Raw genomic sequence first — 26,712 nt, 5'->3', positions numbered from 1 at the left:
GGATTTTGCTATTAAGTTTTTTTAACAGTAAGTTATAGATGTTCAATATATTGTTATTACTTATATCTGTTGTCTGATGAATTTATGTGATTTGTGTTGGATTATACATTAGTTTTATCTTTTTGATTGAGTACATTTTTATATAGTTAACATATTATATTTCATGTAATCATAAAGTTTTTATGAGTGTAATTTTAAGATAAACAAATATATTTGTGAATATTGAATTAGTATAACTGAAATTGTATGGTAGAGTATTAATTATAGAAGTAACAATAATATTAACTTATGAATAACATATATATTACCACTCCAATTTATTATGTTAATGATGTTCCACATATAGGCCATGTTTATACAACTTTAATATCTGATATTATTGCAAGGTTTATGCGTCTTGATGGGTATAATGTAAAGTTTGTAACTGGAACAGATGAGCATGGGCAAAAAGTAGAAAAAGCAGCTCAAGAACGTAATATATCATTGCTAGAATTTACTAATGGTACAAGTGCTGTTTTTAGACAGTTAGCTGATGTTATGAACTATAGTTACAATGATTTTGTTCGTACAACGGAAATGAGACATAAAAAAGCTGTAACGGCGTTATGGACCAGTTTATGTGATAATGACATGGTGTATTTGGGTAGTTATTCTGGGTGGTATTCAGTTAGAGATGAGGCATTCTACCAAGAAAAAGAATTAATTGATGGTAAAGCTCCTACAGGTGCTGAAGTTGAATGGATAGAGGAACCTAGTTATTTTTTTCGATTATCAGATTTTCAAGAAAAATTATTAACTTTTTATGAAGAACATCCTGACTTTATTATTCCTAAGTACCGATATAATGAAGTAATATCATTTGTAAAATCAGGATTGAAAGATCTTTCTGTATCAAGAAAAAATGTTGTGTGGGGAATAAAAGTACCAAATGATGATGAACATGTGATTTACGTGTGGGTTGATGCTTTAGCAAATTATTTGACAGTGTTAGGGTTTCCTGATGTAAAGTCTAAAGATTATCAAACTTATTGGGGGAATGACAATAGTACTGTATTACATGTTGTTGGAAAGGATATATTAAGATTCCATGCTGTATATTGGCCTGCTATTTTAATGGCAGCTGGATTGCCCTTACCTAAAAAAATCTTAGCTCATGGTTGGTGGACTAATGAGGGACAAAAGATATCTAAATCACTTGGTAATATTATAAAACCTTTTGATTTAGTTGAAGAATTTGGAGTTGATCAATTGAGATATTTTTTAATTAAAGAAATGCCAATAGGGAATGATGGGGATTTTAAAAGGAGTAGTTTTATTAAGTGTATAAATTCTGATTTGGCAAATAATATAGGGAATTTGGTACAGAGAACTGTTTCACTATTGTATAAAGAGTGTGAAGGGAAAGTACCGTTAGTCAATAATTCTCTGTTAAGAAATGAAGAAGTTTTACCAGATTATCAAGAGATTCTTGAAAAAGCGAGGGGTTGTATAAAGTATTATAATCTCAATGGGCTGATACACATTATAGAACAATTATCTTCTATGGCTAATGAATATATTACAGCTAGAGTTCCATGGAAATTGTCTAAAAGTGATCGTGAAATTATGAAAGCAGTGTTGTATAAGTTGCTTGAATATATCAGATGTATAGGATTATTGCTGCAACCTGTAATACCTGAGTTGTCGTCTAAAATGTTAGATCAAATTAATTTGCCAAGATGCAACCGTGATTTTAGCAAATTTTCTATACCTATAAGTATGGGTGAAATTTTGCCAAAACCAGAGCCTATTTTTGCGAAAATAGTGTAAATGATTAGTTGATTAAGTTATATTGGCAGGTGTGAGTAAGTAATATTACTCCTAGTACAATATCAGTAAAAGAGTTTTATACGTGACATGACTTTACTTGATTTAAAAATATTTTGACTTATTAGTTCTCAGATGGTTGTTGAATTTGAAACACCATGTGATTCAGTGTAATAGAATAAGAGATGTAAAAAAAGTTAATTAAGTTGTAAATGTTAATAGAATAAGTAATGTTATTACCATTGCATATATAAGTGATATCAAACTTGTGCATGAAATGATTTTGCTTTGTTTAAACATATGTTGACTGTAAATGATTGTTAGATTTGTAATCCACATGTGATCTAATGTATAGAATAAGATGTGTCAGAAAATTGATTAACTTATAGGTATGAAAAACAAGTAATGTTATTACTATGCAAATATTAAGTAGTATCAAATTTAGATATGAAATGACTTTGCTATGTTTAAACAGAATGTTGACTGATGCATTTTAAAATGCTTACTTAGCATATAGTATAGCATTGTATAAGATAAAGTGTGTAAAATAATGTAAGTATGAGTAAAGAAGCAATGTTAGTACTAGTGCGGATATAAATGATAAAAAAGTTTTATCATAAAATAACTTTGCTTTGTTTAAATATATCTTAGCTTGTTGGATTTATTGTCTTGTGTAATGTTATACATAAAATAAAAAATTTGTGAAAAATTTTATGATAGTGGATATTAAGTTGGCAATTGATAGTATTACGTTATCTATTATATAAAGAATGTAATAATTAAGTCGTTGTGTAAGTTTATATTAATGGTGTTGTGGTCAAGCATTATTAAGTTCAAATAGGTATACTTTTATTGAATGATATGTAAAGTGAATTGTGATGTGAAATTAGTTCATTTTTTCCTGTTTGGGTATAATGTTATGTATTAAGTGGTAAATTATTTTATTCAATCAAAACCATGATTTAACATGTAAGAGGTCTTAATGTTGATTATTTTTACAAGTTGTGTGAAAAACATACAAGTATTGAAATTCAAGTATTGGTAGGTTTTTTATTCTTTAATGCTATTTATAATGTTTAAATTGACTTGATATGACATAATGTAAGTCTCATATAGTTAAAAATTCTGAACTTTTATTAAATAAATATGTGAAAAACTTTTGTATTAAAACAATGAGATTTTTAAATAATATATCATGGAATTACTTAAAGTTGCTATAGTCTTTGAGTAATTTCTTTCTTATATCAAAGCTTGTTTATGATGATTCTGATAAGATTGAAATGATGTTTGCATTGTATAATCAAAAATCCTAAAACCTCTGATGTTTAGTTTATTAGATAAGTTGTAAAGTGCTTTTATGTAAGGTTAGTTATATGTTTTTGAAACTTATTGGATTTATATGTTATTTTGTGTAAATTGCGTGTGTAGTGAAGTTTATTTTAATGATAAGTTGGCATTATATTGACATTGTAAAGTAAGAATTTTAAAAATTAAAGTAGTTGTACTTTGATTGATTAGGTGTGGTCTGTAAGGCTGCATATGATAAACTGATTGGATCTGTATCTTGTCTTTAGTAAATTTCTTGCGATGCGAAAGTTTATTTTGATGCTTACTATTGAAGACATTATGTTTGTATTTTGTAATTAAACATTCTAAAAATTAAAACTGCTGTACTTTTTTAGAAATTGAATAGTAGAGTGCTTTGATGTCAGTATTTGTTTTGTTAGATTATGTATAATGGAACTTATGAAGCTATATTTAAGTAAATTTTTCCACATGTAAAGTCTATTTTAATGCTGCTATATTGAAAATGTTTGCATTGCATAGCCAATGGGGAAGTAGGAAAAATTGTGATATTGGTGATTATATCTTTAAAGCTGTATATAGTGTAACTATGCCAAAGCATAAATTGTTATATTTGATTTCTACAAAGTTAGAATTTTGTATTTCTTGTGCAAAGTCTTCCTGATATGGAAATTCACTTATACTGTCCACTAAATATTGATATGAAGCTTTATCTTTTGCTACCAGCTGTCCTATATTAGGAATGATGCTGAATGAATAAAAGTTATAAAATTTATGAAGAGGATGACTTTCTTTTAGTGGTGAGAATTCTAAGCATATAAATTTTCCTCCTTGTTTAAGAACTCTATATGCTTCATTGAGTGCAAGTTGTCTGTTAGAGACGTTACGAATACCGAAAGAAATTGTATAATAGTCAAAACTGTTGTCTGAAAATGGAAGCTGTTCTGCATTGCCACATACCCATTTAAGATTTAATGCATTTGCATTAATGGCGTTGTCTCTACCATGACGTAACATTTTAGGATTGATATCACATACTATTATATCTACATTATTTTGTGTTTTTTTTGTTACCTTTATTGCAATGTCTCCAGTGCCACATGCAACATCAAGTAAACGTCCACTAGTGATACCCTGGATAGCTTTGTTTTTCCATAGTCTGTGAAGACCAAAGCTCATTATATCATTCATTAAGTCATATCTAGATGCAACTGAAGTAAATACTTGATTAACGAACTTTGATCTTTCTTCCATGGTTATAATATAAATTTTGATAAGTCTAATTGCTTTGAAATATCTTCTAATTTTTGCTTTACATATTCACTATCAATAACATATGTTTTACCGCTGTTCTCTGTTGCGGTGTAGCTGATATCTTCCATTAGTTTTTCTAAAATAGTGTGTAACCTACGTGCACCAATATTTTCAACTTCTCTATTAACTGTAGATGCTATTTCAGCTATGGTGCATACTCCTTCATCAGTAAAATCAATGGTAATATTTTCTGTTTTCATTAATGCACAGTATTGCTTTAATAAGCTTGACTCTGGTTCAGTTAATATACGTACTAGATCATCTTTACTGAGAGGTTTAAGTTCTACTCTTATAGGAAGACGTCCTTGCAATTCAGGTAATAAATCAGAAGGTTTAGCTAAGTGAAATGCTCCAGATGCTATGAACAAAATATGGTCAGTTGTTATAGTCCCATATTTGGTTGTTACACTTGTTCCCTCAAGTAATGGTAAAAGATCTCTTTGTACACCTTCTCTGTTCACTTCTCCTCTAATTTCTGTACGGGCTGCAATTTTATCTATTTCATCTAAGAATACAATACCATCATTACTTGCTAGTTGAAGTGCTTCTTTTATGATCTTATCTTCATCCATCAACTTTTCGCTTTCTTCATTAATAAGCAATTCTCTTGCTTCTTTAACAGTAACTTTAATGGTTTTGAGTTGTTTGTTATTGCCTAGCATCTTGTGTACAATCTCATTAATATTCATAATCCCAACTTGATTACCAGGAATATTAGGAATATCAATAGGAGGCATTGTATTTTTACTCTCCTTTATAGAAATTGAAATTTCAGAATCTTCAAACTCTCCGTTTCTTAACTTTTCTTGAAAGATAGTTTTCGTTTCTTCACTTGCATCAGGTCCTATCAATGCATCAAGAATCATACTTTCTGATAAAGCTTTTGCTTTTTTCTCTACAATTTTACGGAATTTTTCTTTTACAAGATTAATAGCCACATCAACTAAGTCACGTATAATGGAATCTACATCTCTACCTACATATCCTATTTCAGTGAATTTTGTAGCTTCTACTTTTATAAATGGGGCTTTTGCAAGCTTTGCTAGTCTACGTGCTATTTCTGTTTTACCAATACCTGTATGTCCTATCATGAGAATGTTTTTAGGAATAATCTCCTCTCTTAATGGTTCAGGTACTCTATTACGACGCCAACGGTTTCTTAAAGCAATGGCGACAGCACGTTTTGCATCTGCTTGTCCTATGATGAACCTGTCTAATGCTTGTGTAATTTGTTGAGGAGTTAATTCTTGAGTGTTATATGAATCATCTGAAGTTGTTTCATCTTCAGTGGCTGTTACACTAATAATATTTTTACTTTTTGTGGCACAAGTCTGATTGTGATCTTGATTGTCATGAGTATTATCTGATGTAGTTGTTGTATTGCTTTCTAGATCATCATTTAATTTTAGTTTAACAAACATTTTAATCCTCTATTTTTTCAATAATAATGTTGTTGTTTGTATAAATACATATTTCAGAAGCTATTCTCATTGCAGTAGTAATTGTGTATTCTAGAGTCATGTTTTGAGAAAACCGCTCATTGGTCTCACATAAAGCTTTTGCTGCTGCTAAAGCATAATTACCTCCTGATCCAATAGCTGCTATTCCATTTTCTGGTTCTAAAACATCTCCATTACCTGATATTATTAGTGATATAGATTTATCTGCTACAATCATCATTGCTTCTAGTCTACGCAGATATTTGTCCATTCTCCAATCTTTTGCTAATTCTACGCATGCACGAAGTAGCTGTCCAGGGTGTTTTTCCAATTTACTTTCTAATCTTTCAAAAAGTGTGAAGGCGTCTGCTGTTGCACCAGCAAACCCTGTAATTACTGTATCATTAGCTAAACGTTTTATCTTTTTTGCTGAATTTTTTATTACAGTCTGTCCTAAAGATACTTGGCCATCTCCTGCAATTATTACTTGGTTACCTCTACGAATACACAAAATAGTCGTTCCATACATCTGACTAGGATCTTTATGCTCCATTATTTAAACTCCTACTTATACTTAAATACTGCAATTTTTTGTTAATATGCATGGCTTTATCTATATCACTTAGAAAATAAATGTAAATTATTAAATACTTGATTATAATTTTATGTTGCCCTGAATGTATACTTTAAAAAATAAAATTAATTGCTGTAATTGCCTATTAAATTGATCCTCCTTGTTATACAAAATGCCACATTAGTAGTTATTAATTAATAATAGTTGATAAATTATGCGATATTATTTTAACAATTCTCTATATTTAAGCAAAATAATAAATCTCTGACAAATAGTAATTTCAATTAATGTTTTTTTAACATTATCTAGTATTAGCTGTTATGATTTGATCAAATATTAAATGTTGTAGTATTTTTTTATTAGACTTTTTGAATTTTATATATATAAAATACTTATTGCCATTGTATTACACACCATAGTATATAATAATTGGTTGTTAAGTTTTTTATATAGCTCTTGAAATATATTTTGGTGTTGAGTTGTATGATAATATCTTTTAGTATTGTTAATTAGTTAATGAATAGCCTATGTAGTATTGTTCAAGTTAGTTTTGCTGAGAAAGCATTATGTGATATGTCAGAGATAAGTTCATAGCAAATATAGCAAATAAAATTAACAGTTGTTGCAGTTTAAGTAATTTATGTATTGTCAAAATAAAAAAATATGCTAATTTAGCAGATGTGTCACCATATGCACAAGATTTACTATGTAAATACTTGGAGTAGTAAGTTTGCCGTTATTGATCAATTTGTTTCAAGTACTATATTTATAGCGTTGAAGGTATATTTGTTTGCAAGGCTTGTATAAATACTTGAGCATTGGTACCCTAGCATTTTAGTGTAAAGAGAGTTTTTATGTCAGAATCAGAAGATGTTGTATTAGATAGAGAGGTGTTAACTCCGGAAGTATTAGAGAAACAAGAAGATAAATCAGAAGAAGTAGGAGATAAAGAAGAAGTAGAAGGGAGTGCACAAGTAGAAGCACAAGAAGTGAAAGTGTTGGATTTGAGTGAATTGAAAAAGAAAAGTATAGAAGATCTCTTGAAAATAGCAGAAGAACTTGGTGTTGTAAGTAATGGTAGAATGCTTAAACAGGAAATAATCTTTCACTTGATGAAAAAAGTTGTAAATGATGGAGGTGCAGCAATAGGAGGTGGAGTAGTAGAAATATTATCTGATGGATTTGGATTCTTAAGATCTCCAGAAGCGAATTATGCTGCAAGTGGAGATGATGTGTATATTTCTGCAGGTCAAATAAAAAAGTTTAATTTAAGAACTGGTGATATAGTAAGTGGAGAAATAAGAGCTCCTAGTGAAAAAGAAAGATATTTTACTTTAGTAAAAGCACATAGTATAAATTTTACAGATATGGGAAAATTGCAAAGATATGTACACTTTGATGATTTAATCCCATTGTACCCGGAAGAAAGAATACTCTTAGAAACTAATGATCCTGTTAGCTTGAGTAAAAAAGATATAAGTATGAGGGTAATAGATATAGTTGCTCCTTTGGGTAAAGGACAAAGAGCCCTTATAGTTGCTCCACCAAGAGCTGGAAAAACGATAATATTGCAACAAATAGCACATTCAATATCTGTCAATCACCCTGATATAGAGTTAATAGTTTTGTTAATAGGTGAAAGACCAGAAGAAGTTACAGATATGTGTAGATCTGTAAAAGGAGAAGTAGTTAGTTCAACATTTGATGAACCTGGATATAGACATGTACAACTTGCAGAAATTGTGATTGAAAAAGCAAAAAGAATGGTAGAACATAAGAAAAATGTTGTAATACTACTTGATTCAATTACAAGATTAGCAAGGGCATATAATTCAGTGATACCATCATCAGGTAAGGTATTGACTGGAGGTGTGGATTCTAATGCTTTACAAAGACCAAAAAGATTCTTTGGTGCAGCAAGAAATATAGAAAATGGAGGTTCGTTGACGATAATAGCAACTGCTCTAATAGAAACAGGGTCAAAAATGGATGAAGTGATATTTGAAGAATTTAAAGGTACAGGAAATTGTGAAATAATATTGGATAGAAAAATATCTGATAAAAGAGTATATCCAGCAATAGATATTTCAAAATCAGGTACAAGAAAAGAAGATATGTTAATAGATCATGTGTGTTTGAAAAAAGTGTGGTTGTTAAGAAGGTTATTATCATCAATGGGTTCTGTTGAAGCAATGGAATTTTTAAGAGATAAATTGTCTATAACTAAGGATAATAATGAGTTCTTTGATATGATGAATAGCTAAAAATTTGCTTAGTGTTCTGTTGATTGAGTGCTGTGTATTGTTGGATGATAAGTTGTAAGTATAGAAAACTTAGCTTTGTTTGTAAATTCATCTCATTGTCATGTTTTTGACTTATGATGTAACAATTATATAAGATTATTCAAATTTTTAGTGTTCTGTTTTTGCATATTAGATAATGGTGTATTTAATATGCTTTAATGTTAATTAGAATGTTTTGTTGATCTGAATGCTGTTGTACTATTAGATTTAAGTGTAAGACAATTTTTATATCTCAGTTTATTTTGTTTAGTAATATAAATAATATTGCTATTGTATGAAATTGCTTAAGTTTTAAGTAGTTTATTCTTAGATGTGAATTAATGAAAGATTAGTTAGTGCTTACATTAAGACAAATTGTTTATGTAGGAAAATACCTAATTAAAGGTATATTAAAATAAAAAAATATAATGAATGTGCAATTATTATTTATAAATTTATTTAATAATATTTATAGTTTCAAGCTAGTTATTTAAGTTTTTTAATGAAGTTAATAAAATTGATATTCAGCAAAGTATTTAAGTTAATATGTGTGGTTATAGTAGTGAAATCTATATTAGAAAAAGTGCTCAAGTTGATATGGATGATGATAAAAATAAAGTTGAAATATTAAATATTTTTTAATTGTGATTGTATCTTTATTAGAGTAAGTATAGATCAAGAAATTGTATATTATATAAATAATTAGTTGTAAGTCTGATTAATATAAAAGCGATATTTTATGGAGATTTTGAGTAATATATTTGTATATAAGTTAGTTACTTAATATTAACATGCTGATTTATATATTATTTAGATACTATACCTAGATAATTTATTCTATGAAAGCTAATAAGTAGATTGATGTTAATAAATAGTTGGGTATAAGTGTAGATAAAATAGATATTTTATATATGTGAATACTATACTGTTGAATAATAAATTTATTATAGAACTTAGCTTTGTTTATAAATTTGTATACTGATACTTCTGAGTAATAGTGTAGCAATAGATGAAATGGTTTAGCTTTGATGTTTTTATATGTCAGTGGATGGTGTGTTTTATGTGTTGTTGTTAGGTAGGGTGTTTTGTTATCTTGTGTTGTTAAAAAATAAATAGCTGACTAAAAATTTGTTTAGAATATTTGTGTGAGTACTGTGCTTATATATGATAAATTTGTAAATGGAATTAGCTTTGTTTATAAATTTGTATACTGATACTTCTGAGTAATGATGTGGCAATAGATGAAATTGTTCAACTTTGATGTTTTTGTATGTCAGTGGATGGTGTGTTTTATGTGTTGTTGTTAGGTAGAGTGTTTTGTTATTAACTTGTTTTGGGTTGTAAGTAACTAATAAAGTGTGTATTTCTCTAGAGTGTTTGTTTCCTTGATGCATGTTTTAGTTGATTTATATTGATAGGTTTAATTTTTTTCCTATATTACTCTGATTTAATGATTATGTACTATTTTGCTTTTGGTTTGTGTTCTCATATGATGTAAGTATAAGTTTTGTAGTTTTATATTAAAGAGATATGGAATGGTTACATATTTGGAAGATTTAAAAGTTATACCTTCAATATTTGTTTTGTTAATTAACCTAATAATGTATCTCTAGCTTCATTTAGTTTCTGTGCTAAATAAGGAGACCCACCCTTATCTGGGTGCATGGATTTCATTAGCTTATGATATGCTGTGTTGATCTGTTCTGGACTTGCATTTTTTTCTAATCCCAATATTTCAAGTGCTTCTGCTTTTGATAAGCTATTGCCTGTACTTCTTGTATTACTATACATGCTTGCTTCATTCATTACTTTATTAAAAGTAGAAGTCATAACTTCACTCATGTTTATTATGCTATTCCTTTTCAATATTAGAAATATAAACAATGCTAGAATTGGCAATACAAATATCACACCTATTATAGAGAATATTATTAAAAAGATAAACAACATATAAATGACTTGATTTAAACAAGGTATATCCATATTATACAAGTTAAAAGTATTTTTTTGCAAATGGTTTATTATGTTTATACAAATAGAGGAAACTCCGAATCCTAATACTTTAAAATTTATGCCAGGTGTTCCTGTCAATAATGGTAAGGTTAGTGAATTTGCTGATAATATAGCAGCTGAAAGTTCTCCTCTTGCAGCAGCATTATTCAAAGTTGAACATGTGAAAGGAGTGTTTTTTGGAGGTGATTTTGTATCGATAACAAAATCTGATGAGATTGAATGGGATGTTTTAAAGCCAGAAGTTTTGACTGTTATTATGGAGTTTCTCACACTTAATCCTGGTGATAGCACTGAAGATTTTAATGAAGAAGAAACAGATGAGTTTTTTGATGAAAAAGATGTAGAAATGGTTGATAAGATTAAAGAGTTAATAAATGATTATGTGAAACCAGCTGTTATGCAGGATGGTGGAGATATAAAATTTAAAGGATACAGTAATGGTATTGTGTTTGTAAAATTAAGGGGAGCATGTTCAGGGTGTCCTAGTGCTTCAATTACTTTGAAAGAAGGAATATATAATATGCTAAGTTATTATATCCCAGATATACAAGGTGTAGAAAGTGTTCAATAAGTAGATAAGAACATTTTATTGTGGTGTAACTTGGTATTTTACTGTTATACTGGATCCCTTAAATATTTTGTAATGTATTTAAAGCTTAGATAAGAAGATTCTGTTTGTATGTAAAAGTGCTATTAATAATCACTTGCAAAATGGTTTTCTTATATTGTTGTACTAAAAGTTGTACTAAAATTCTTGTTGGTTTTTTGTGAGTAAAACTTATGTATGTGAAGTTACATTAAAATATAAGCTTACTGTTAATATTAGTTTATCAGTACATTGATGTTGAGAAGTACTGTGTTTCTAAATGTTTTTAGTGTGTTAAGTAAAGCTTGAGTACATAAATTGCATCTATACAAGTATTATTAATGATAATTCTATCAGTGTTTTAATAGACTTAAATGCACAATCTATTTTGAAAAAGTGTTATTAATTTGGTTAGTACGTTTTTTGTACTGTGTTGGATCTCTTCGATATTTTGCAATGTACTGATCAGTAATAAGTAAGTTTATAAAAGTACTATTGTAATTTATCAATGTATGGATTGTTTTATGTTATGCTACAGTTTTTTTGATGTGGTGTATTCAATCTTATATGTAAAAAATGTTTTGTACTGTTACTCTAATTTACTAAAGTATAGTTTATTTATTGTAAGTACTTGATTTTTTACTAATGTGTTGCTGTGAAAATACTATCTTAATGTTTTGATTATATAGAATGCTTCAATGTTTTTTAGTATTGATGTATAGAAATCATGTTTAATGTAGGCTGGTACATTAAGTAAGACTGAAGTTTTGAAGTGTTTTTCAAATATCTAACTTGTATTTAAAGTGCTGTTAATAGTTACTTGAAAGATAGCTTTTTTTATTGCTATTCTGAAGCTCTTGGTTTTGTGAAGATAGCTATATCTGTGTAATGCATTGCTATTGTATAAGCAGTATTGGTGGTTGTTGTATGTATGAGTTTATCTTTTTATAGTACTCAATATATTAGTGTTAGTGTTTGTCAATTCATCAGAAGATATTAAATCAATAAATGCGAAACTTGTTGTAGGCGTTGTATGAATTTTATGTGTCTTTTTTCGTTTTTTGTGTATTGTCTTTGTTATCCGATTTTTGATTGATTTGATATTTTCTTGCGCAATTTTATTAGTATAACTTATAGCTTTTTTTGCTTTTCTTATAATGTTACGTTTGTGAAATTTGTTGTGTTCTGTTTTTGTATGTGTACTTCCTGTATGTAAATTATTTAGGAAGTGTTGCTTTTTTGTATTTCTCACTATGTGTGTAGTGTGTTCGTGTTTAGGGTAAAACTTGATGTTGGTGATGAACTCTTTACTAGTCATTATGTTTTGTACGGGTGGTTCCATATTATTTAAAGACTTTATTAATGTATTAATGTCTTTATAAAATGGATTCCAGGATATGTTGGAATTTTTATGTATTGCCTTTAACTGTTTAAAGAAAAACACAGTGTCACCGTATGCTATACTTTCTTTGAATGCAGATGTTATTTGTGTTAAGATATGTGCTTTTTTTGTTAATTTTGGCTGTATGATGTGGGTGTAGATGACTTTCTTGATATTATTAATTATAGAGTACCATGGATATTTTGCTGTGGAAAATTTTTCTTTTCTGTTTTGATAGTCTTTTAGTGTTACATGTAGTTTAGTGAGTTGGTACTGTATTGAAAAAACAGGGTGTTTCTTAGGAAAAAGTTTAAGAGCATGTTTCAAGTCTATGGGTTCTGTTTTCATAATGTCTTGGTACAAATATTTTATCTTTTGAGATATTGGAATGTTAAGATAATTTTTACTGTATCCTTTGGTTATTCCATGGCATGTCCCTAATAAAGTTACATCTTGTGTATTTACAGATGCTATTATTTCATTTATTACCTCCATTTTGTGCTTTGTGAGATTTGAAGTATCAGTTGCATATGACTGAAAGAACTCTTTTAATTCTGGGTTTATATTTGATTTAGAAATTATTCTTCTAAATTTATTATAAAGTTTATCTTTGATTTGTTGAGTAGGGTATTGATTTATCTTTCTAAATTTGTTAAACAATTTATCTAATGTTTTATCTATTATTTTTTGATCTTCAGGGAATATTGTTATTCCATATGAAACTTTGTGAATTAATGCTTTGAACCATAGTTTTAGTAATAGTTTAGCTTGTTCTTTGTTTTGTATGTTATTGTATGCTTCATTAGTGTAATGCTGTATAATGTGATAATACCTATAGTTCTCATTGTCAGTTGAAGGAACATTGTAAATTTGTGGTACTATTACTAGTAATAAATTTAAAGAATCAGTTGAATGTAAAGAATTAGATGAAATTATTTCTAAGATTTCATTTATTGTTTGTGAGTATTTTCTTTGGTACATTGTTAAATAATAATAAATATATATGAATTCTCTAATGCTTTAAATTAATTTATTTTGAAAAATATATTTATAATAGTATAAATTAGTTAACTTGTTATGTATAATAAAAAATTAATTTATTTTGTAAAGTTTTAATAGTGCTTAAATATTTAAAATGATTCGTTATTTGAAATACTAATTATAAGTTTTTCAAATGGTATTTTATTAATATAATTGCAGTGAGATTTTTGGATTTTAGATAGGTAGTATATTGATTACTATTGTCATTAATCAGAGAGAAATGGTATTTGAATCTGGGCTAACACTTAGTCAGATTTTGAATATGTGCTCCTATGATACTAACTTACCATTTGCTGTCGCAGTGAATAGAAATTTAATTATCAGGGATAAATATAGCAGTACTTACTTAAATAATGGTGATATTGTAGATATAGTGTACCCTATGCAAGGTGGATGATTGAAGACAGTGTATCTTGTTGAAATCTAAATTAATTTGTAGTGTATAATATGGCTAAGTTGAACGTTTTGTTGATATTACATGAAGAAATTGGGAATTAATATAATTAATAGATATATATGTTAAATTTGTATGGTGTATTGTTGCAAAGTAGATTACTGTTGGGTTCTGCTATGTATCCATCTCCTGCTATTTTGTGTGAATCAATCAAACTTTCAGGTGCTGAAGTAGTAACTGTATCTTTATCTAGGCAAATGCCATCTGAAAATGGTGGTAATGATTTTTGGAATATAGTAAAAGAAAGTGGATGTCATATTTTGCCTAATACTGCTGGATGTTCTACAGTAGATGATGCAGTACTTATGTCTCAAATGGCAAGAGAAATTTTTGGTACCAATTGGATTAAATTAGAGCTAATAGGAGATGAGTATACGCTATATCCAGATTTAATATTGCTATGTGAGGCAGCAAAAGAATTAATTAATCAAGGATTTGAGGTATTTCCATATTGTACTGATGATTTGATTGTATGTAAGAAGTTAGTGGATTATGGATGTCGCGTATTAATGCCAGGTCTTGCTCCAATAGGATCTGGATGTGGTATACTCAATATGTATAATTTGAAATTGCTGAGGCATAGATTCCCAGAAACAACAATGATAGCTGATGCTGGTATAGGTAGACCATCTGATGCGGTAATGATTATGGAAATGGGCTTTGATGCTGTACTTATTAACACTGCTATTGCAAGATCTATTGTTCCTCAAGATATGTCTTGTGCTTTTAAATATGCTGTAGAAGCTGGACGTATAGCTTATCGTGCTGGTATTATTCATAAGAAAGACTTTGCCGTATCTAGTACACCACTTATTGATACACCTTTTTGGTGTAACACTTCTAATTAGATATTATAAGATTCTTTTATTTATTATAAAAAATTCAATATTGAATCTACTACATTAGTATTATTGCTATAAATCGTTATTGGTTTTAAATAGTCTTTATAGGTATTATGGCATTGTTGAACAATGTATTGTTAAGTGAAGTGATTGTAAGAAATCTCAATGTGTTGCTTTGTTCAGATTGTTATTAAGTTTTTCTTATCGGTATGTCAATAATAGTTATTCTTAAGACATTGTTGAAACATTTACTGAACTAATACTGTAAGATGGTATTCAAAAAAATAGTATAAGTTTAATGTTAAATTTTGTTTGGTTTTACAAATTAATGTGGGTGATAGTTTTGATCTATTAATATCAATGCTGAAATTTTGAAGTAATTTTTGTTAGTTCTGTAATTTTAGATTGTTAGCAACATACTACTGAGTATGTATGCAAGAAGCTGTAATAAATGTAATAGTGTATTTTTTGATATTAGTAGTGTCTTTAGTGTACTTTGTCAGCTTATTTATAATCTTGAAGGATTGTTTATCAATTTTGTGAAGTTGTGTTATGTATATACATTATTAAAATAGTACTGTGATTGTAATATAAAAACATATAAAGTTTGAATGTTGTTGTGACACTTTAGCTTGATGTGTGTAACCTAGAATCCAATTGTGTGAAAACTTTGTAAAACTTTTTGTAAGTCTGTAACCTTAAGATGTTGGTGTAATGTATAATTAAAGCATGATACGTATGCAAGGAAGATTATTGCGATCTTTTAATAATTCAAAATAAATTGTAGTATAAAATTTTAGTATAAACTTGCTTGATGTAATTTTGGTGTAGTTCTTTATCCTTTAAATTTTAGTTTTGCAGAGATTAAATTTTCGGCAAATATTACATCGTGTATCTTGTATCCTATTTTCTTTAGTTTTGCTTGGTACCAATCAGTGTAAGATGAAGCCATGTAGAAACTGTATAACAAGTTAATTAATAGGTAAATTGGTAAGTTAATTAAATTTAATGTTGAATACATAACATAAGTTACACTAAATACAGAAATTGAGATAAATGACAAAAGCCAGAGTTTTTTATAAAGTGTAAAGAAAATTGAAAATATAAAGGTCATAAATGAAAAACTATCTTTTACAAATACTGTACTATCTAGTGTGTTCATTTTTTTTGGATGCTTATATATAAAAAAGGATTGCATATAAAATATTTGGTTTACTAACGTGCATTAATAGTATGATTAAAATAAAAGTTAGTAAACCTAAAAACAGTATTTTTGAATATAGTAATTCTGAGAGTTTAAAGTATTGTAGTAGAAAAACTTGTAATAATATTTATTCTAAAATGTCTTGATTAAATGTATATTCAATTTTGAGCGCTAGTTTGTTTATAGTGATAAATTGCTGATATTGAAGGTATGTTATATTATTGACCGTAATATTTTAGTTGCTTGATTAAATCAGTGAAATTAAAAGAATAATTTTTATGACATTATGGAATCTAAGGAGATCTTGATTATGATTACACGTTTTGCTCCAAGTCCAACAGGATATCTTCATGTTGGAAATGTTCGCACTGCTTTAATCTGTTGGCTATATGTTCGTAAACAGAAAGGTAAATTCTTATTGAGATTTGATGATACTGATACTCAGAGATCACAAGAAGAATATATTAAAGAAATAGAAAATGATTTAAAGTGGTTGAACATGAATTGGGATGCTAGTTTTAGGCAATCTTCTAGGTTTGATCGTTATGAAGATGTGTTTCAGTATCTGTTAAAAGAAGGATTTCTGTATCCTTGTTATGAAAGTAAAGAAGAACTTGAGTTTAAAAGGAAAATGAAGTTAAAATCTGGATTGCCACCTATTTATGATAGAAGTGCATTGAACTTAACTCAAGCGGAAAAGGATAAATATTTTGGAAGAGCTCCATATTTTAGATTTAAAATAAATCAAGATCAGTTAATAAATTGGGATGATGAAATACGTGGTAAAGTGTCTTTTAATCCAAAAAATATTAGTGATCCAATTATTAGAAGAGTTGATGGAACATATACTTATATGTTGCCATCTGTGATAGATGATATGGATTTTAATGTTACTCATGTAATTCGTGGAGAAGATCATATAAGTAATACTGCAGTACAGATACAAATGTTAGATGCTTTAAAAGCTAAAGTACCAATGTTTGCTCATTTATCTCTGCTGTATTCTGACGATAATAAAATATCTAAGAGGGTTGGTGGATCTAGTGTCAAAGATATGCAATTATATGAATTAGAACCAATGGCTATTAATAGTTATTTTGCTAAAATAGGGACTTCTCATCCAATAGATGTACATATAAATATGTTAGGTTTAATTAATTCCTTTGATATTACTGCTTTTAGCCAAGCTCCTACTAAATTTAATATAGATGATATATTAAAATTAAATCCTAAAATATTACACAACATGTCGTTTGATGATGTGAAGGATAGGCTAAAAGAGCTTAAAATAGATAAACCAGCTTTTTGGGATTTTGTATGTGGAAATATAGAAAAATTTTCTGATATTGAAGAGTGGATAAAAATTTGTAGTAGGGATATGGTGCCTGTTGTTAAACAAGATGATAAAGATTTTATAACATTAGCACTAAATATGTTCCCTCAAGGGGAGGTACATGATAGTACTTGGAATACATGGGTTTCTAATATAAAACAGCAGACTGATCGTAGAGGTAAGAATTTATTTGCTCCATTGAGATTAGCATTAACTGGGTTAGCTGCAGGTCCAGAGCTTGCTAAATTGTTGCCATTGATTGGTAGAGAAGAAATTGTACGTAGACTTAGTTATTCTGTGACACAATAAATAAAATTATTATATGCCATATAATAATTAAAAAACTTGCATAGTACATGAATTAATATCTTTTCTGTTTATTAGTTACAGTATTTTTTCATTTTGTTGTAGTATTAACTAAATTGATAGAATTACTGTAGTTAGTTAGAAGTAGTGTATATATGCATTTTCATAGTACAGTAGCTTTTATAATTATGAGAATTCAATATGAAATAATTTTTTGATCACAAACAACACTTAACAATACGTTAATGCTGTAAGACTGAATATTATTGTTTAGATATAGGTTGTTTATCGAATACTCCATGTAATCTAAATCCAGTACTATTTCTACTACTTTCTTGATTGCTGCCATCATTTTGATGATGATGTAGTAATGTAAGCATAGGATTAGGTAGATCTTCTGGATGAGTAGTATCTTCTTGTATTGGCATTAACTATATTATCTGCAGATTTGAACCTGTCTGGTTGTGATCATTGATGAATTGTATACAAGTGTTGTTATATTATTAACATGTTAATAAGACTGCAATACAACAAAAATAATTTTGTGTTGCGCTAATATGCGGTACATGTAATGTCTTGTCATATTAATTGGATTGTTTATAAATTTATAACTTACTAAATTGTGTCGGTTAGTTAATAGCCATAAATTTATATTCTGACTTCTATAAAATACAATAAATTTGTTCATATGTCTTTATTATTATTGCATGTAAGTTTGGTATATGTACTTGTATTGTTTATCTTAGGTTTAATGGGTTCTAGTGTATAATTGTTGTTATCATATAATTTTTATAGAATAGTAAAACAACTTAGTTTCCGTAATATTATAGTTTTGCAGTTCTAATATTTGGATATTGTATGTTGTTGGGTTACAATTTTAAAATATTAATGAAAGATGATTCACAAGTGTTTATATTTTTATTATGTGATGTACAATATTTTCATTGTTTTTGATCATTTTTGTACTTTCTTGTAATTTTGATAATTGTTTAGTATTTCAAGATACTTGTATCAGAGTGTCTGTATATTAGTAGTGATAAAAAAACTGAATTGTTACATTATCAATTTAAAACATAATATTTGTAAGTTGTGTGATTTTAGTACGTTATAAACTTAATAAGAGATTTTTTATTAAGTGATAGGTGTTGCACATGTAGAATTTTTATTCTTTGATTGTGTCCCTTATAAATTATCAAGCATTTCTATGTTGTATTTGATCATTTATTATGGTACAAGTACAGTAGTTCTTTATTATATGGCGGGTGTAGCTCAGTTGGTAGAGCATCAGTTTGTGGCACTGAGGGTCGCCAGTTCAATCCTGGTCACTCGCCCGTATCTTAAGTTTGAAGTACTGTATCTCTATTGTATCAATGCAATAATATTAATTTATTTGTGCTTGTTATGCACATTATATCAAGATTTTTATACAAAGCTTTTATTTATTGTAACGTGTATGATGTATTTATTTTGAAAACAATTTTTATGAGAGTGCTACACTGTTAAAGAGTTTTTGACATTGCTGTATTTTTATATAAAGTTGAAGAAAGAACTTGTTAAATGATAATTAATATGTTTAATCATGCAGTAAGGTTATTGATTTTGTGTGTTATGTTATTTAGTAGTACTGTTTTTGCTGATGTAAAGATAGTTGCTATGGTAAATGATGATTTGATTTCTAATTTAGATTTAGAAAAGCGTGTTGCTATAAACAAATTTTTTTATAAAGTGGATGGTAGTACAGCAGCAGAAATAGCATTGGATGCTTTGATTGATGAGTCTATATGGAGACAAGAGGCTAAAAAACTTAAAATTACAGTTACTGAAAGAGATATTTTAGAAGCTGTTAAACAATTTTTAGTGATGAAAAATTTAGGAAATATTGATTTTAAGTCTTACGTTGAAACGCAAGGGTTAGATTATAAAATGTTTATGCAGCATATGAAATCTAAATTACTTTGGAATAAGATACTAATGCTCAAAGTAATACCTTATATTATCATTAGTGAGAAAGAAATACGCGATAATAGAGATTGTACTGTTACTAATGGGATAGATACATCTGTACATATTCAAGAAATAATAGTTCCAGCTAGTGTAAGTGATAATGAGTCTATAATAGATAGTATCATGTCTGATTTGCAAAATGGAGTAAGTGTTGAAAGTATTCAGGCTAATAAAAAGGATGTATTAGTTGAAGAAGCTAGTATTAATGTTAAAAATATTGATGTGGATTTAGCAAATAAATTACTTAATGTAAAAGTTGGGGATATGATAGGACCTATAAAAAACCAACATGGTAGTTTTATTATAAAACTTCTACATAGAGCTGACATAAATCGCGAATTTGCAAGTAGTAGTGTTAATTTAAAACAAATACATTTGAATGTTGAAGAAGGTAAAAAATATTCAAGTCAGATTAGCCAATTGAAGACTAAAGCTACATGTGAGAATTTTAACAATATTGCAAAAGAGTTTGGGCTACCTGAGCCGTTCAGTTTTGTAATGAAAGTGAAAGATTTGTCTGTAAAAATGCAAAATATGTTGCAGTCTTGTGATGTTGGTAAGATAGTAGAAGTTACTGATAATAATGTAGTTGACGTTATTATGTTATGTAGTGTTACAAAAGGTAAAGCTGATGATGTAATAGATAATGCTGATTTTATTAAGCAGAGGCTTTATATGGAAAAGTTAGCTATGCAAAGTGAATATTTATTATCCAGCTTGAAAAAGAATGCTTTAATAGAAAAATATAATTAATTGTTATGTTACGTATAACATCAGGCAAATATCGTGGTAGAAGAATATTTTCTGATAAATTACTAAGTGCTCGCCCTGCTATGTCTATAATTAGGGAATCTATTTTTAATATCATATTGTCTCGTATGAGTATTCAAGGATGTAAAGTTCTTGATTTATTTTGTGGTAGTGGTTCATTATCATTTGAAGCATTATCAAGAGGAGCAGAGAGTGCTTTATTGATTGATATAAACCACTATAATTTAAGCTTAGTAAAACGCACGTCTGAGCACTTAGGAGTTGTAAATAATGTCACACTTATGTGTTGTGATGTTGAGAAATTACCTATTGCTACTGATCAATATGATATTATTTTTGTTGATCCTCCGTATACTAATCCTGCTTTGGTTGATATAGCACTTAGTGTACTGATGAGATTAAATTGGATTAGAAGTAGTAGTGTGGTTGTGGTTAGGGTTAGAAAAAAAGTGGCTTTTATATGTCCTGCAGGGTATAAAGTGATGGTTGAGCGCATCTATGGGATTTCTAAAGTAATCATATTACAGTGTGAGTAAGGTAAGGTTTTTTGAATGGTTTTAGTGAGTTTTATATTTTGAAAACTTTATATGACTATAAGATTAGGTTTATCTCAAAAATTAGATATGAAAAAGTATGGGAATTTTAGATTTTGTTTATAAAAGTCTCTTTGTATTTCAATGAATGTTAAATTGATATATTCTGTTCAAATAGTATTAGGATGATTATATTACAAGTAATTGCAATAAGAATGTTTAATGGGTTTTTATATTTTGAAAGCTTATATAACTATAAAATTAGATTGATGTTGAATAGTTAGTGTAAGGAGTGTGAGAGTTTTGCCTGCCAAAGCTATTTAATTACAATAGCTGTAAAATATTAAGGTGTTATATTTTCTGCAATGTATTACAAGTGAAATGTTATGAAAGTATTTAAATATTTTTTAGGTTTTTGTTTTGAAAAACTATATAGCTATAGTATGAGTCTGATGTCAAATAATAAAATGTGAAAAAATATATAAATCTTAAATTATTTATAAAAAATACCTTATGTTTTAGTAGATGTTAAATTTATGCCTCTGCCTCTTATTCATATAGTAGTATTGAAATCATTAGTGGTACGTAAAATAGCCCTATGGTTGTATTGACTAGTAACATAATTGCTGTCTTGTCAGGGTTGTTGTTTAGCATTGTTGCTAATATTATACCTGTACCTGACATTGGTATTATTGCTAATAGTATTAGTGCTCTATATGTGTCGTTGTTATATAACTGTATAGTCAACTTGTCTAAAATAATGAATCCAAGTATTAGTACTGGCCAAAATACATATTTTATTATTAGTGTAATAAAAATAAATTTCCAATCAATAGTGAAGATTTTAATATTTGCAACTGCTATACCTAACAACATCATTCCTAATGATACATAGGCACCTCTAATATTAATTGCAACGTCGGATATAAATGGTGGAACAGGTATTTTGAAGTAATTAACAGTTAATGCTACTATGGCAGCATATGCTGCAGGTAATGTTGTTAATTTTATTATACATTTTCTTGGAGTGTATGATCCTTGAGCAGCAATATAAAAGCCAAAACTATTTTCAAACATTAACATCCCTACATAACAGAAGAGATATATGGATACTGTATGATTATCAAACATTGCTAGTGCAACTGGTAGTCCAAAAAACCCCATACTTGAGCTTCCTGAGCTAAATGCTAATATATTTCTTGTACTGTCTCTAAAAATGAAAGAAGAAGTATAATATACTACAGCTGACATTATACAACATACAAGCCATGTGAAGAAAGGGAGTGATAAAATTTCTGAATTGATAGTTATTTGTGAAATTCCGGAAAACACTACAATTGGGCCCATTATATAAAAAAGTAGTCTTGCTATGCTAGGGCTATCTATTTTAAGGAATTTTCCAGCAATAAATCCCAGAAATACTGTTATATATAAGGGTAGGATCTTAAATAATAATATAAAAAACATAATTTCTTTAACGTACTACTAGTGTATCAAATACTGTAACATAAGTATGAATTGCTTTACAACTATAGAATCATGAAAAATACATTTATAAATAGAATTAATAGTGGATAAATTATGTTATTAAATTATTAGATAATAATCAAATTAATGAATTTAATAATAAATTGGCATGCTTTTTTATGTATAAGATAATGTAAAAACTGTTAAGAAAATATGTGTATGGTAGTTTTAGTGTAAGATTTGTTTATATTAATTTTTATAGTGCATTTTTATATAAGATTTGAGATATAAAAATGAAGTACTATATAAAGTTGATATGATCCTGTAAAAGTAACTATTTGATAATCAAGTATTATTGCTGATGTTCTCAGTTTAAATGTGTAGTTTGTGTATAATTAAATTTTTTTATGTGACATAATTTTAATATTTGTGAAGAGAAATTAGTTAATGTTACCTAATACAAGTAATCATTTTATAGTAAAATGTTATGCTAATGTTCTTAGTTTAAGTGTGTATTTTATGCTTAATTAAATTTTGTTGACATGTGCTATGATTTTAATAGCTGTTATGTATTTTGTACATGTATTAACTATCTAGTTAATATTTCTTTAATTTTTTATTAATTCAGTGTTATGACTTAATAACTAATTTAAAATTTTTTAACATTATTTGATATATATAAACATACTTATATTAATATAAATAATTTAATATCTGTTGGTGAGTTTTAGTTAGTGTTTTCTATTAATTTAATACTGTGTGAGTATTATTAGTTACAAAAGTTTTATACTGTCATTATTTATATTTTTATAACTTATAGTTTTGATATATATAACATGTAAGTGCTTGATATCTCTAAATACCTCTAAGTCTTGTAAAGTTACTAGCATAAGATTTTGCAGATGTAGTGCGTGAATTGTTTTGTAAAACAATATAGTCAATGTTATGCGCTATTGCGTATGCAATAGCTAGTTCCTTGGTTTTAAAGAATAAACGTATCTGTTGCCTTGTATCATGTGATCCTGTCCATTTCATTAATGGTTCTATGTATTGAGTACATGAAGGTTCAAATTCAAGTTTCCATTTTTTTTGCTTGTTATCACAAGACTGCATGGCACTTTTTGTTGGTTTATATATTCTTGCACGCATATTTGATACTTGTTCTTATCTAAGGAAGCAATTACTATATTAAATATATACAGTAAATAATGCCTTATGTCTATTGATGATGAATATACTTTTGAAAGTGCTATAGAGCAATTGGAACTTATAGTTAAAGAATTGGAATCTAATCAAGTAAGTTTAGCTAGGAGTATTGAGTTATATAGTCTTGGTAAGAAGTTGTATGAGTATTGCAGTAAAACTATTGAGGAGATAGAGCTTAAAATAGAAGTGGAAGAATAAAGCTACTTTCTAAAGCACACTAGTTCTAATGTAAATAATGTCTGTTTTTTGGATAAGGTTGATATCAAAAAGTAAATGTAATTTGAATAACTATCATAAAATTTAACTTGATACTGTGATTTTTTGATATGTATGAAAATTAGTTGGATTATAAAAAATTTTTCTACTTTATGGAAAATAAATAGTTTAATTAATAAAAATACTGGTTAAGCACTTTATTAACTTCTTGTGATGCTGTGATAACTAAAATGTAGTTTCTAATTGATAGATTTTACTTTGATTTTACTTCCTGTTATCATAAATAATGAAATTTGTTGGGAAAACTGCTTATTTTTAACATCTAGAAAGTAAATTATTGTATTGTGCAGGATTTATTGTAGTTTCAGTTGTAAAGTTATGTTTCTATTCAGATACCCTATGGTGTATGTTAGAAAAGCTTGAAAAAAATTTAATGCGTATTTTGGTGTTATAATTAAAAATAATTATTGCAGTTGTGCTAATTAATGTGGATTAGAGATAAAGATGAGTGATGTTATTACTTTTGGATGTAGGTTGAATTTTTATGAAAGTGAAGTTATCAAGAATAACTTAAGAAAAGCACAATTAGAGGATGTTATTGTTATCCATAGTTGTGCTGTCACTAATGAAGCTGAACGTCAAGTAAGATCTAAAATACGTAAACTTTACAATAATAATGCTAATGTAAAAATCATAGTGGCAGGGTGTGCTGCACAATTAAATCCAGAATTATACATTAATATGCCTGGGGTAATTAAGGTATTAGGTAATCAAGATAAACTAAAATATGAAAGTTATGTTACTGAAGGTAAAGTTATTGTAAGTAAAATAGAAGATTCAAGAGAAATTGTACAGAATTCAGTAAATAGATTTTCTGGAAAATCTAGAGCGTTGATTGAAATTCAAAATGGATGTAATCATGAGTGTACATTTTGTGTGATTACAAAAGCAAGAGGGGATAATCGTTCTCTAAATATAGAAGATATTATCACTAAGGTAAGAGATTGTGTTAACAATGGATATAATGAAGTTGTATTTACTGGGGTGGATATTAGTGATTTTGGGTTGGATATTTATGGTCAACGTGTGCTTGGCACAATGGTGAAAAGGGTATTGAGTGCAGTGCCACAATTACGCAGATTAAGATTATCATCTATAGATGTAGCAGAGATAGAGGATGATCTTGTTGATATTATTGTAAATGAGCCTAGGTTTATGCCACATTTACATTTAAGTTTGCAATCAGGAAATAACTTGATTCTTAAGAGGATGAAACGTAGGCATAATAGGGAACAAGTGATAGATTTTTGTAATAAAATACGTAATAAAAGAAAAGAAGTAGCATTTGGTGCAGATATTATAGTTGGTTTTCCCACAGAGACTGAAGAAATGTTTAATGATACGGTGAGGTTGATAGAAGAAGCTAATATTTCTTATCTACATGTTTTTCCATATTCGAGAAGGGAAGGTACACCAGCTGCTAGGATGCCGCAAGTTATACAAGAAGTAAAAAAAAGACGTGTAAAGTACTTATTAGAGTTTGCTGAAAAGAGGTTGCATAGTTTCTATAATACTCTATTACATACAAAGCAAAGTGTTATTGTTGAAAAATCAGGTACTGGTAGAGCAGAGAATTTTGCTTTAGTAAAATTTGCTAATAATGATGTTAAATTGCAAAGTATTGTTGAGGTGAAAATAACAACAGTAGAAGGGAACTGTTTAATTGCACAAGTATTGTAATCTTAGGTTACTTGATAATTTTATACTTATTCTTTTATCAAAGCTTGTTGTATGTTTTGTGGTGTATAGAGTGCTAATAAGGATTATTAAATGCAATAAGTACTAGTGCTAAGCTGTCAGAATGTTAAAGTTGCTAAATTAAGCAATATTTAAAGATATGAGTTATGATATTTTTTTATTATGTATATAATTTAGTTTAAAAAGCAGGTGACAGTTATCATACAAAACTGTCTGCAAGTTTTGAATGGTTCTATTGATATTTGTAGTTTTCTAACTGATTAAACTAAGGGTTTGCTATTGCCTTGTTATTGTTGATGTTTAATTTGCGGCTATCTCATAGATTAGTGATTAACTTAAAGGGTTTGTTATCTTGTAAATTTCATATTTCACACTCTGTAATGAGCTATAATTTTTTTTACTTATATTGTGTGCTATATTACCATCTATAGCTACTCTTTCTAAAGTATTCTGATTTTTAATTGTAGTGCACTGATATGTTCTGTTATCACTACAACTCTGTTGACTTTGTTCTATCTGATGTAATAACAATCTGCTATTTGTCAAATAACCTGTGTTGGTGATGTTTACTTAGTATTAGAAAATTACCTAAAATATTTAATAGTATTGATTTCTGAAATGCACTTAAACTAATGGTAGAATATTTATGTAGTATGCTAGTTTTCAAAACGGTAACATATATTTGTGGTAATATATTTTATTTCATATTATTAAAAACTTCCTGAAAAGTTTTTATGATACTGAGTGTAATTTGTTCTAAGGTACGTTTGTATTTAAGATAAGTAAGTCATTTGGGAATTATTTGTGTGGATGTTTGTTACTATTTCTAGAGTATGTGTGCAATTTACTGATAAACAGTATTATTAATAATGTACAG

At 28.1% G+C, this 26,712-nt stretch carries 18 protein-coding genes, 1 tRNA gene and 1 pseudogene; 11 read left to right on the top strand and 9 right to left on the bottom strand.

All coding sequences use genetic code 11. From position 1 onward, the window contains the following. The first annotated feature begins 288 nt into the window (after positions 1-288). Positions 289-1,809 (top strand): methionine--tRNA ligase, encoded by a 1,521-nt coding sequence (metG, locus tag ECAJ_RS04150; RefSeq protein WP_011304915.1) that lies wholly within the window; start codon positions 289-291, stop codon positions 1,807-1,809. A gap of 1,860 nt (positions 1,810-3,669) precedes the next feature. Here metG and ubiE read toward each other — a convergent pair. From ubiE to hslV, 3 genes are read right to left on the bottom strand one after another with little or no spacing between them, the layout of a single operon-like run. Beyond that, entirely contained in the window at positions 3,670-4,365 is a 696-nt protein-coding gene (gene ubiE / locus ECAJ_RS04145; RefSeq protein ID WP_011304914.1) for a bifunctional demethylmenaquinone methyltransferase/2-methoxy-6-polyprenyl-1,4-benzoquinol methylase UbiE, read from the bottom strand. Positions 4,366-4,367: 2 nt separating this feature from the next. Continuing rightward, positions 4,368-5,846: an ATP-dependent protease ATPase subunit HslU gene (gene hslU, locus ECAJ_RS04140; RefSeq protein ID WP_011304913.1), complete on the bottom strand. Its 1,479-nt coding sequence runs from the start codon at positions 5,844-5,846 to the stop codon at positions 4,368-4,370. Position 5,847: 1 nt separating this feature from the next. After that, positions 5,848-6,417, bottom strand: coding sequence for an ATP-dependent protease subunit HslV (gene hslV / locus ECAJ_RS04135; RefSeq protein ID WP_011304912.1), 570 nt, complete (start codon positions 6,415-6,417; stop codon positions 5,848-5,850). An 875-nt stretch (positions 6,418-7,292) separates the two neighbouring features. Between hslV and rho the strand changes: the two genes are divergently transcribed. Beyond that, entirely contained in the window at positions 7,293-8,702 is a 1,410-nt protein-coding gene (rho, locus tag ECAJ_RS04130) for a transcription termination factor Rho (protein WP_011304911.1), read from the top strand. 1,608 nt (positions 8,703-10,310) lie between these two features. Here the strand turns inward: rho and ECAJ_RS04125 are convergent. Beyond that, complete coding sequence (locus ECAJ_RS04125; RefSeq protein ID WP_044262209.1) at positions 10,311-10,670, bottom strand: J domain-containing protein; 360 nt, start codon at positions 10,668-10,670, stop codon at positions 10,311-10,313. 73 nt (positions 10,671-10,743) lie between these two features. On the opposite strand from ECAJ_RS04125, the gene ECAJ_RS04120 reads away from it, so the two are divergent. Beyond that, positions 10,744-11,304 (top strand): NifU family protein, encoded by a 561-nt coding sequence (locus ECAJ_RS04120; protein ID WP_011304908.1) that lies wholly within the window; start codon positions 10,744-10,746, stop codon positions 11,302-11,304. Positions 11,305-12,256: 952 nt separating this feature from the next. On the opposite strand, the gene ECAJ_RS04115 is transcribed toward ECAJ_RS04120, so the two are convergent. Then, positions 12,257-13,681 (bottom strand): hypothetical protein, encoded by a 1,425-nt coding sequence (locus ECAJ_RS04115; RefSeq protein ID WP_011304907.1) that lies wholly within the window; start codon positions 13,679-13,681, stop codon positions 12,257-12,259. Positions 13,682-13,931: 250 nt separating this feature from the next. Here ECAJ_RS04115 and thiS point away from each other — a divergent pair, with 250 nt between their 5' ends. Then, positions 13,932-14,138 (top strand): sulfur carrier protein ThiS, encoded by a 207-nt coding sequence (gene thiS / locus ECAJ_RS04110; RefSeq protein ID WP_237422692.1) that lies wholly within the window; start codon positions 13,932-13,934, stop codon positions 14,136-14,138. Positions 14,139-14,257: 119 nt separating this feature from the next. Beyond that, positions 14,258-15,043, top strand: coding sequence for a thiazole synthase (locus tag ECAJ_RS04105; protein ID WP_011304905.1), 786 nt, complete (start codon positions 14,258-14,260; stop codon positions 15,041-15,043). A 979-nt stretch (positions 15,044-16,022) separates the two neighbouring features. Here the strand turns inward: ECAJ_RS04105 and ECAJ_RS05095 are convergent. After that, a pseudogene (locus tag ECAJ_RS05095) lies at positions 16,023-16,151 on the bottom strand (DUF2628 domain-containing protein); the annotation flags it as partial. Between the two features lie 394 nt (positions 16,152-16,545). On the opposite strand from ECAJ_RS05095, the gene gltX reads away from it, so the two are divergent. Then, a complete protein-coding gene (gltX, locus tag ECAJ_RS04095) occupies positions 16,546-17,883 on the top strand; it encodes a glutamate--tRNA ligase (protein ID WP_196792416.1) in 1,338 nt (445 codons plus the stop codon). A gap of 260 nt (positions 17,884-18,143) precedes the next feature. Here the strand turns inward: gltX and ECAJ_RS05060 are convergent, their stop codons facing one another. Then, positions 18,144-18,308, bottom strand: a complete 165-nt coding sequence (locus ECAJ_RS05060) for a hypothetical protein (protein ID WP_155799210.1) — start codon at positions 18,306-18,308, stop codon at positions 18,144-18,146. An 830-nt stretch (positions 18,309-19,138) separates the two neighbouring features. Here ECAJ_RS05060 and ECAJ_RS04090 point away from each other — a divergent pair. From ECAJ_RS04090 to rsmD, 3 genes are all read left to right on the top strand, one after another. Continuing rightward, positions 19,139-19,211: transfer RNA gene (locus ECAJ_RS04090), tRNA-His, on the top strand. 238 nt (positions 19,212-19,449) lie between these two features. Then, positions 19,450-20,637 carry a SurA N-terminal domain-containing protein gene (locus tag ECAJ_RS04085; protein WP_044262207.1) on the top strand — a complete coding sequence of 396 codons (1,188 nt, stop codon included), beginning with the start codon at positions 19,450-19,452 and terminating at the stop codon, positions 20,635-20,637. A 5-nt stretch (positions 20,638-20,642) separates the two neighbouring features. After that, entirely contained in the window at positions 20,643-21,191 is a 549-nt protein-coding gene (rsmD, locus tag ECAJ_RS04080) for a 16S rRNA (guanine(966)-N(2))-methyltransferase RsmD (RefSeq protein WP_011304901.1), read from the top strand. Between the two features lie 546 nt (positions 21,192-21,737). Here rsmD and ECAJ_RS04075 read toward each other — a convergent pair. Together ECAJ_RS04075 and ECAJ_RS04070 are read right to left on the bottom strand one after the other, a co-directional pair. After that, entirely contained in the window at positions 21,738-22,655 is a 918-nt protein-coding gene (locus ECAJ_RS04075; protein ID WP_011304900.1) for an AEC family transporter, read from the bottom strand. 855 nt (positions 22,656-23,510) lie between these two features. Further along, the gene (locus ECAJ_RS04070; protein ID WP_011304899.1) at positions 23,511-23,804 is read right to left on the bottom strand and encodes an ETC complex I subunit; all 294 of its coding nucleotides are present in this window, start codon (positions 23,802-23,804) and stop codon (positions 23,511-23,513) included. Positions 23,805-23,870: 66 nt separating this feature from the next. Here ECAJ_RS04070 and xseB point away from each other — a divergent pair, with 66 nt between their 5' ends. Next, positions 23,871-24,059, top strand: coding sequence for an exodeoxyribonuclease VII small subunit (gene xseB / locus ECAJ_RS04065; protein ID WP_011304898.1), 189 nt, complete (start codon positions 23,871-23,873; stop codon positions 24,057-24,059). 522 nt (positions 24,060-24,581) lie between these two features. Then, on the top strand, positions 24,582-25,817 hold the full coding sequence (gene mtaB / locus ECAJ_RS04060) for a tRNA (N(6)-L-threonylcarbamoyladenosine(37)-C(2))-methylthiotransferase MtaB (protein ID WP_011304897.1): 1,236 nt from the start codon (positions 24,582-24,584) through the stop codon (positions 25,815-25,817). The last annotated feature ends 895 nt before the right edge of the window (positions 25,818-26,712 follow it).

The organism is Ehrlichia canis str. Jake (assembly GCF_000012565.1).
In the GTDB taxonomy this organism is placed as follows: Bacteria; Pseudomonadota; Alphaproteobacteria; order Rickettsiales; family Anaplasmataceae; genus Ehrlichia; species Ehrlichia canis.
Note: the sequence above shows the minus strand (reverse complement) of the source record. Positions and strands in the feature narration are given on the sequence as shown.